The sequence below is a fragment of the Arthrobacter sp. AZCC_0090 genome (genome assembly GCF_014207375.1).
Classification (GTDB): Bacteria; Actinomycetota; Actinomycetes; order Actinomycetales; family Micrococcaceae; genus Arthrobacter.
In genome coordinates, this window is the sequence record NZ_JACHEE010000011.1 from 186,957 (window position 1) to 194,968 (window position 8,012).

General features: G+C 64.4%; 8 protein-coding genes. 5 read left to right on the forward strand and 3 right to left on the reverse strand.

Annotated features, from left to right (window positions below; translation table 11 throughout):
• Positions 1–91 precede the first annotated feature (91 nt).
• Positions 92–1,168, forward strand: a complete 1,077-nt coding sequence (locus HNP00_RS17455) for a LacI family DNA-binding transcriptional regulator (RefSeq protein ID WP_184740981.1) — start codon at positions 92–94, stop codon at positions 1,166–1,168.
• 217 nt (positions 1,169–1,385) lie between these two features.
• Positions 1,386–2,780, forward strand: a complete 1,395-nt coding sequence (locus tag HNP00_RS17460; RefSeq protein ID WP_184740982.1) for an MFS transporter — start codon at positions 1,386–1,388, stop codon at positions 2,778–2,780.
• 200 nt (positions 2,781–2,980) lie between these two features.
• Here the strand turns inward: HNP00_RS17460 and HNP00_RS17465 are convergent, their stop codons facing one another.
• Both HNP00_RS17465 and HNP00_RS17470 read right to left on the reverse strand, forming a co-directional pair.
• Positions 2,981–4,243: an acyl-CoA dehydrogenase family protein gene (locus tag HNP00_RS17465; protein ID WP_311770605.1), complete on the reverse strand. Its 1,263-nt coding sequence runs from the start codon at positions 4,241–4,243 to the stop codon at positions 2,981–2,983.
• Positions 4,240–5,031 carry an SDR family NAD(P)-dependent oxidoreductase gene (locus tag HNP00_RS17470; protein ID WP_184740983.1) on the reverse strand — a complete coding sequence of 264 codons (792 nt, stop codon included), beginning with the start codon at positions 5,029–5,031 and terminating at the stop codon, positions 4,240–4,242. Before HNP00_RS17470 ends, HNP00_RS17465 begins: the two co-directional genes overlap by 4 nt.
• A gap of 109 nt (positions 5,032–5,140) precedes the next feature.
• Between HNP00_RS17470 and HNP00_RS17475 the strand changes: the two genes are divergently transcribed.
• A complete protein-coding gene (locus HNP00_RS17475; protein WP_184740984.1) occupies positions 5,141–6,316 on the forward strand; it encodes a glycoside hydrolase family 76 protein in 1,176 nt (391 codons plus the stop codon).
• A 29-nt stretch (positions 6,317–6,345) separates the two neighbouring features.
• Positions 6,346–6,855: a hypothetical protein gene (locus HNP00_RS17480; protein ID WP_184740985.1), complete on the forward strand. Its 510-nt coding sequence runs from the start codon at positions 6,346–6,348 to the stop codon at positions 6,853–6,855.
• Between the two features lie 2 nt (positions 6,856–6,857).
• Here HNP00_RS17480 and HNP00_RS17485 read toward each other — a convergent pair whose 3' ends face one another.
• Positions 6,858–7,463 carry a YdeI family protein gene (locus tag HNP00_RS17485; RefSeq protein ID WP_184740986.1) on the reverse strand — a complete coding sequence of 202 codons (606 nt, stop codon included), beginning with the start codon at positions 7,461–7,463 and terminating at the stop codon, positions 6,858–6,860.
• A gap of 130 nt (positions 7,464–7,593) precedes the next feature.
• Between HNP00_RS17485 and HNP00_RS17490 the strand changes: the two genes are divergently transcribed.
• Positions 7,594–7,788 (forward strand): hypothetical protein, encoded by a 195-nt coding sequence (locus HNP00_RS17490; protein ID WP_184740987.1) that lies wholly within the window; start codon positions 7,594–7,596, stop codon positions 7,786–7,788.
• The last annotated feature ends 224 nt before the right edge of the window (positions 7,789–8,012 follow it).

The window sequence follows — 8,012 nt, forward strand, 5'->3', positions numbered from 1 at the left end:
CTGGCAATCGCTTTCCCGGAGCGAGTTCCGACTGCAATAATCGGTTGTTGCTGAAGGTGCCCAACACTAAGGTTTTGAAGAGGAGTTGTCCGTGACTGCAAGCACGCTGTCCGAAGTGGCCAAACTGGCCGGCGTCTCCCCGGCCACCGCCTCCCGGGTGCTCAATGGCTCTGCCAGGACGCCGGCACCGGAGATCGCCGAGCGCGTCCGGCAGGCGGCAGACACCCTCGGCTACATCGCGAACGCCCAGGCCCAGGGCCTCGCAAAAGCGCGCTCCGGGTTGATCGGGCTGATTGTGCACGACATCGCCGATCCCTACTTCTCCGCCATAGCCCGCGGAGTCCAGGCCGCAGCACGGGAGCAAGGCAAGATGGTCCTGCTGGCCACCACCGAGGGCACTCCAGCCGACGAACGGGCCGCCGTCGCCGCCTTCGCCGCACGCAGGGCGGACTCAATCGTCATAGCGGGATCGCGGTCTACCCAACCGGGCGATAAGGACAGCAATACCGAGCTCGCGGCTGAACTTGACCGGTATTGCCGCAATGGCGGCAAGGTCGGCGTCGTGGGGCACTCCATCGTGGGGGCCTCCCATCCGGATGGGTACCACGTGGTTGACGTTCCGAACGAAGAATTGGCCGCGAAGCTCGCCGTCGAACTTTCCGCCGGCACGCAAGGGGACTTCGTGATCATCGGCGGCCCCGAAGGACGGCTGACATCAGATGACCGCATCCGCGGCTTCCAGCGGGGGCTGAGCGACGCCGGGCTGCCGGAGGCCGAGGTGATCCGTAGCCGGTTCAACCGCGAGGGTGGCTATGAAGCCGGACTCCAGCTTGCAGCCCGGATCAAAGCCGGGCAATCAGGGGGTACCAGGTTCTGCATCTTCGCGGCGAACGACGTGATGGCAATCGGCGCAGTGGCGGCGCTTCGCTCCGAAGGCCTTCGGATTCCCCGGGATGCTCTCATTGCAGGATTCGATGACATTGAAACCCTGCGCGACTTCCGGCCGCCCCTGACCACCGTGAGTCTGCCGCTTGAAGAGATCGGCCGGCTCGCCGCACTTGGAAGCTCCAACGATCGGGACGGAAGCGAGGATGCCAGCGCCCATTCCTCCGTCACGGGCACAGTTGTGCTGCGACGAAGCACCGAAACAGCATCGGCCCCAGGATAATCCCCGGAGTTCCCACCGTTGTGACCGGCGCAACAATTTAACCTTGACAGCGGGGCCGCGCGGGTGTCTTATGGAAAGCGCTTACCAGATGGGAAAGCGCATACCAAGCGGCAGTTGAGTCCGATTCTTGCGATGGCGCCGCCCTCCTACTGGAAACCAGACCCAAAGACGGGAAGGCCCTCCAGTGGCCCACACGACTTGTCCAAAGGAGGACAATATGAAGATCGACGCGAGTACACAGCGAAGTTCAACCGGACCTCGGCAGTCCAGCACCACGAAGAAGGCCGCAGCCAGCGGCTGGATCGGCAGTGCCCTTGAGTACTACGACTGGTTCATCTATGCGCAGGCCGCTGCGCTCGTCTTCCCTGGCGTCTTCTTCCCCGCGGGAAATCCGACCGTTGCACTGATCGCTTCCTTGGGTACCTACGCCGTGGGTTACGTGGCCCGCCCGATTGGCGCCTTCGTCCTCGGGCAATGGGGCGACAAGCACGGCCGGAAGAACGTTCTAGTCCTCGCCATGTTGATGATGGGCGTTTCGACCTTCGCCGTCGCCCTGCTGCCCACCTACGGCCAAGTCGGCCTCCTGGCGCCTATCCTGCTGGTTGCCGTCCGACTCATCCAGGGTTTTGCGGTGGCCGGCGAACTAAGCGGTGCCAGCGCCATGATCGTGGAACACGCGCCCTTCGGTCGCCGCGGCTTCTACGCAAGCTTCGCCCTCCAGGGCACCCAGGCGGGACAAATCATTGCGGCCGCGGTCTTCCTCCCACTCTCGGCCGTGCTCTCCAATGAAGCGTTCAAATCCTGGGGCTGGCGCATCCCGTTCCTCCTCAGCGCCCTCGTGGTGTTCGCCGGGTACATGATCCGCCGCCGGGTCGAAGAGACACCCATCTTTACTGAGGAAAAGGCGCACCAGGAGATCCCGAAGATGCCGATCGTCCGCGTTCTGCGGGAAAGCGGCCTCGACGTGGTGCGGGCTGTCTGCATGACCCTGGTCAACGTCGTAGGCGTCACCGTGGCAGTCTTCGGTGCGGCGTACGCCACCCAGCCGGGTTACGGCGTCGGGATGAGTACTACTGTCTACCTCTGGATCCCGGTCCTGGCCAACGTCGTCGCACTCGCCCTTATCCCCTTGTTCGGAGATCTGTCGGATCGGTTCGGCCGCCGGCCGTTGATGATCTTCGGCTCGTTGAGCTCCGGCGTGCTGGCCTACGCCTACCTGTACGCGGTGAGCCAGAACAACGTACTGCTCACGATCGTCCTCTCGATCATCATGTGGGGCACGCTGTACCAGGTCTGGAATGCAACCTTCGCCAGCTTCTTCCAGGAGCTCTTCCCCGCCCGCACCCGCGTCACGGGATTCGCCATCTCGCAGAACATCGGCCTCGTCATCACCGCGTTCCTTCCGAGCATCTTCGCGGCAATCGCCCCGCCGGGATCGGCGAATGTCCCGCTCATCATCGGGTCCATCTGCTTCGGAATCTGTATCATCGGCGCCGTTGCCGCCTGGTCCGCCAGGGAAACGTACCGCATCCCCCTCAACCAACTGGGGACAGTGAACGCGACGCCGGTTGCTCGCGAGGAGTACCGCCGGCTGCGGAGTGGCTCCCGGTAACCCGAGAGGCGAACTATTATTTGCCCTTGAATGAAACGATTCAACGAGAAAAGGAGCAACCCGGTCTGAGTCCCCGGACTCAGACCGGGGCTTGTTTCCCATCGCCGCGCTTCAAGCTCCGGCCTGGGAAACAAGCCCCGGTACGGCGAGCCCAGAAGCCCCGGACCAAAACGGAAGCCAACGGCCCGAAACCGAACCACTCAAACGATCGCGGAAACCCCTGTCACGGCCCGGCCCACAATGAGCGAATTGATCTCGAACGAGCCTTCGTAGGTGTAGATCGCTTCCGCGTCGGCAAAGATCTTGGCCATCCGGTAATCGGTCACAATGCCGTTCCCGCCGAGGATGGACCGCCCCATCGCCACGGTTTCACGCATGCGGGCGCTGCAGTACGACTTAGCCAATGCCACCTGGGCCATCTGGGCGCCGCCGTGCCGCACTCCCTTGCTGTCCGTGTAGATATCCTCCTGCAGCTGGGCAATCCTGACCATCATGCCCATGCTGGCCACGGCATTTCCGAGCATGTCCACCAGTTGCTGCTGGATGAGCTGGAACTTCGCCAGCGGGCGGCCGAACTGCTGGCGTTCAAGCGCGTACTTCCGGGCGACGTCGAACGCCGCCAACTGTTGTCCCACGGCCTGCCAGGCCACCATGAGCCTGGACCCGCGCAGCAGGTGGTTGGTGTCGGCGAAGCTGTTGATCCCCGCGAAACGGTCCGCCTCGGCAATCCGGACGTCTTTCAGGATAATGTCGGCGTTTTGCACGGTGCGTAGGGCGATCTTGTTCTCGATCTTGCTGCGCGTAACCCCGGGCAGGCCGGCGTCCACAATGAAACCCCGGACCGCGCCGTCGGCCTCGTCCCGGGCCCACACGAGCATGTGATCGCAGAACGTCCCGTTGCCGATCCAGCGCTTGGCACCGTTCAACACCCAGTAGTCGCCGCCGTCGTCGGCTCCCCCGGTGACCCGCCGGGCCACCGTCTGCATGCCGCCGGCAACATCGGATCCATGGTCCGGTTCCGTGAGCGCGAAGGCTCCGGTGGTCCGCAGATTGGAGGCGTCGTCGAGGTAGCGGTCCTGTTGGTCCTTGGAGCCGAACTCGTAGAGCGCCTCGATGAAGAGATCGTGGTGGACCATGAAGAACGTGGCGATGGAGGTGTCCACGCGGGTCATTTCCGCGATCACGAGCCCGGCGAACAGGTTGCTGTAGCCGCGATGCGTGGGGGTGCTGAGCCGGAGCGCGGCGAGTTTTGGCAGGATGTGCGCCGGGAACTCAGCTTTGTCCCACCAATCCTTGGCATAGGGCGCGATTTCCGTGGCAAGGAATTCCCGGAGCTCGTTGAGCTTGCGCTGTTCCTGGACACTGAGCAGCGATTCGAAATCGAAAAAGTCCGCCGCAGGCAAGGAAAGCAGGGAACCAGCCGAATGTTCGACGGCGGCAGCCAGCTTGGGCGTCTGGCTCACTTCGGTGCCATCCGGATAGCGCCGTCGAGTCGGATGGTTTCCCCGTTGAGCATGGCGTTTTCCACGATGTGCGCCACGAGGTTGGCATACTCGGCGGGACGGCCGAGACGTGCGGGGTGCGGTACCTGCTGGCCCAGGGAAAGCTGCGCGTCCTGTGGCAGTCCGGCCAGCATGGGGGTTTCGAAGATGCCCGGCGCAATGGCCATGACACGCACCAGCGAGCGCGCCAGTTCGCGGGCAAGAGGAAGCGTCATCGCGGCAACGGCTCCCTTGGACGCGGCGTATGCTGGCTGACCGATCTGGCCGTCGAACGCGGCCACGGAGGCCGTGTTGATGATGACGCCGCGTTCCTCACCACCGAGCTCGGTAGCCGCAGGCTCATTCTGGGCCATCGCGGCGGCGGCCAGGCGGATCACGTTGAAGGTGCCCACGAGGTTGATCTGGATGACCCTGTTGAAGTTCTCCAGCGGCAGTACACCGTCCTTGCCGAGCACCTTGCCCGGAGTTGCGACGCCAGCGCAATTGACCAGGATCCGGAGCGGGCCCAGCGCGACAGCGGCGTCGACGGCTGCCTGTACTTGCTCTTCGTTGGTGACGTCGGCCGGGACGAACACGGCCTTGCCCTCGGCTCCCAGGGCATTGAGTTCGGCGGCGAAAGCCTCACCGGGAGAAGAGCGGAGATCAAGCAGCACCACTGATGCTCCGGCGTCGAGCAATCGCCTGGCGGTTGCGGCTCCCAGCCCCGATGCCCCGCCGGTTATCAACGCAACTGCGCCCTTGATGTCCATCCATCCTCCTCGATGCAGAACCAAAATCCGTTAATGCATGTTAACTGAATCACGTTGATTGTGCACTGCGGAGGGATTCGCAGCCGAGCCGTCGCGTTAGGCTGTCCCCATGTCCGCCCCCGATGCCCCGTCCGGCACGTCCGGCACGCCGCATTGGGCCGTGCGAGCCGACCGCGCTGCGCGTTCGGTCACCCGGCATTTCGGACGGCGCTTCCTCTTCCTTCCCGGAACGCACCTCGCGGCGTCGATCCGGCCCTCCAGCCGTTTTCCGGGTCAACCGTGGAACTATTGGTGGCAGGCGCACTACGTCGATTGCCTCGTGGATACAGGGCTGCGCGAACTGGCCACGGGATCAAGGTTCGACGGCGGAGACCGGCCAAGCGCGGGCCGCCTCGCTTCACGCCTGGTCACCACCATCCGCGTGCGCAACGGCCTGCGCTACGCGAACAGCTACTACGACGACATGGCATGGCTGGCCCTCGCCACCCTGCGCTTGGACAGCTTGGCAGAGAGAGCCCACAAACCGGGCCGCCGCCGGAATGCCCGGTTGCAGGAAACCCTGTCGCCGCAGTTCGAGTCGGCCTCCACAGAACACATGGGCGGTGGCACCTTCTGGAGCACCAAACGCGATTTCAAGAACACACCCGCCACGGCGCCGGTCGCCCTGCACTTCGCCCGGACCGGCAAGCCGGAGCGGGCCCAGCGGCTGCTGGACTGGCTCGACGCCACCCTCTACGAACCCAACAGAGGCCTGTACCTCGACGGCGCCCGGATCCAAGAAGGCAGGTTGGTCCTGGCGGAGGAGGTCTACACCTACAACCAAGGCCCTGTGCTCGGTGCCTTGCTGGAGTTGGGTGGCGACGCAAACCTGGCGCGCGCGGCGGCCCTGGTCGATTCCGTGGCGGCCCACCTGACCGTCCGCTGGACCGACACTCGCGGAAAACTCGCTCTTCGCTGCGAGGGGACCGGCGACGGCGGACTCTTCACCGGGATCCTTGTCCGCTACTTGGCCCTCGCTTCCGCGGACGTACGTTTGCCTGCCGCCACCCGGACCACCGCACGGGAACTGGTGCTCGATACCGCGGAGGGGCTGTGGGCGGGTCGGACTACGCGCGGCGTCTCTCCCAACGGGACTACCGCAAAGTACGACGACGACGGCTGGCTCATCTTCTCGACGGAACCACAGCGTCCGGCCACCGAGACGTACCCGGCGGGCACCGCCGTCGAACTCTCCACCCAACTGCAGGCGTGGATGGTGCTGGAAGCCGCCGCCCGCATCCGGTAAATGTCAGTGCCGAGGCCTAGTCTGGAGCTGTGAACCCGTCCCCGAGTCCGATACCTGTCACCGTGGTCGCCGCGCCGCCGGAATGGTGGCAGATTCTCAGTGCGCTCAGCCCGCTCGCTGTCCTTGCGGCAGCGATCGTCGCTGCGCTCGTCGGCCTCCTGTCCCTGAGGCAGAAAGCGCGGGCGGACGATAGGTCCGAATGGTGGCGCCGCGCTCAATGGGCTCTGGACGCATCCCGGTCCCGCAGTCGCTCCGAAGCCGAAATGGGCCAGAAAGCCATCGAGCTCCTGGGCCAAAGCGATCTCGCGTCGCGGGAGGAACTCGCACTCCTCAAAGTCGGTACTGAGGATGAGCTCATGGCAGCTGCCAAGGCATCTGGAACCCGCGCCCTCGCCCCTTCGCAAGGTCCCGCCTCGGTGAGCTCAGAGGACCGTAAGGTCCAGGTAGCCGCCGCGAAAGCCAGGGTCGCGCTCGACCAGCGGCTCGGTGAGGACACTCCGGGCTGGATCGTCGCACTGTCTCAGGAGAAGCCCGGATAAGGCTACTCCCCCACCGGTGCCGGCTTTTTCTTCTGCGGATACGGGGTCTCCTGCCGCGCCAGCATCTCGACGAAGCCAGCGATCTTCCTGGCCCGCGTCTCCGCCTTCTTCACGGAGTTGGTCCGGTAGATCAGGGAATAACGGTTGACCGACGTCAGCACATCGAACATCGCCTGTGCTTCGGGAACGGCGGCGATGGCGGCAGCGAGGTCCTCCGGAACTTCCGCGTCCGCTTGGCCCACGTAGGCAGATTCCCAACGCCCGTCCGCCTTGGCGCTGTCGACGGCGGCCCATCCGGCGGCGGTCATCTTGCCCTCGGCATCGAGACGAGCAATGTGGCCCACGTTCCGTTTGGACCATGGGCTCTTGGGGCCGCGACGGGTCATGCGCTGAAAGACGCTTTCGTCGTCGCGCCTTCTGCCCTGGCCATCGATCCAACCGAAACAAAGGGCCTCATCCAAGGCAGCGGCGTAATCCAGTTCCGTCACGTTGCCGCCCTTCTTGTGCAGCACGAGCCACACGCCAGGGCTATCGGCGCCGTTCTTTTCGAGCCAGGAACGCCATTCGGCAGCGTCTTTGACGATCAGTTCTTCGAGTTCAACAGCCATGGCCCCATTCTGGTGCTCGTTAGGCTGTGGCGAAAGCCCACGAGTTGTCCCGACTCACGTCCCGGAGGTTCCATGCTGCGCGTCCGCCCCATCCAGTTCACGTCCGACGTCTCCGGCTGGAAGCACCTTCTTGTGGCGCGGCATCCTTGTGGTCCGGGAATCTTGGGAGACGGCTGCGGGAGACCTCGCTTTCGAGTACGACGGCGACCTCTCAGCTCTGGAGGCCCGACTCGCCGCCGCCGAACTCGGCTCAGCCTTGGCCGGCCAGGTGCTCACCATCGCCACCCCGCGCGGCGGAACCATCAACGTGGCTGCGGCCGTATAGCGAAACGCTCGCTCACCTATGTCGGTCTTTCCCCCAACGCTCGCTCACCTATGTCGGTCTTTCCCCAACGCTCGCTCACCTATATCGGTCTTTTCCCCAACGCCCGCTCACCTATACGGGCCTTTCCCCCGGCGGATTCAAGTGGTCGTTGCAACACGTCCTTATGCTGCTGATTCTTCCAGAATTCCTTGGAGGGCTTGGGCGGGGGTTTTCCAGCCGAGGGT

What these genes read in the sequence shown, in the direction of transcription:
- HNP00_RS17470 (WP_184740983.1), bottom strand. Translation starts at nt 5,031, where the DNA reads ATGGACATCAAGGGCGCAGTTGCGTTGATAACCGGCGGGGCATCGGGG.
- HNP00_RS17485 (WP_184740986.1), bottom strand. Translation starts at nt 7,463, where the DNA reads ATGGCTGTTGAACTCGAAGAACTGATCGTCAAAGACGCTGCCGAATGG.
- HNP00_RS17475 (WP_184740984.1), top strand. Translation starts at nt 5,141, where the DNA reads ATGTCCGCCCCCGATGCCCCGTCCGGCACGTCCGGCACGCCGCATTGG.
- HNP00_RS17460 (WP_184740982.1), top strand. Translation starts at nt 1,386, where the DNA reads ATGAAGATCGACGCGAGTACACAGCGAAGTTCAACCGGACCTCGGCAG.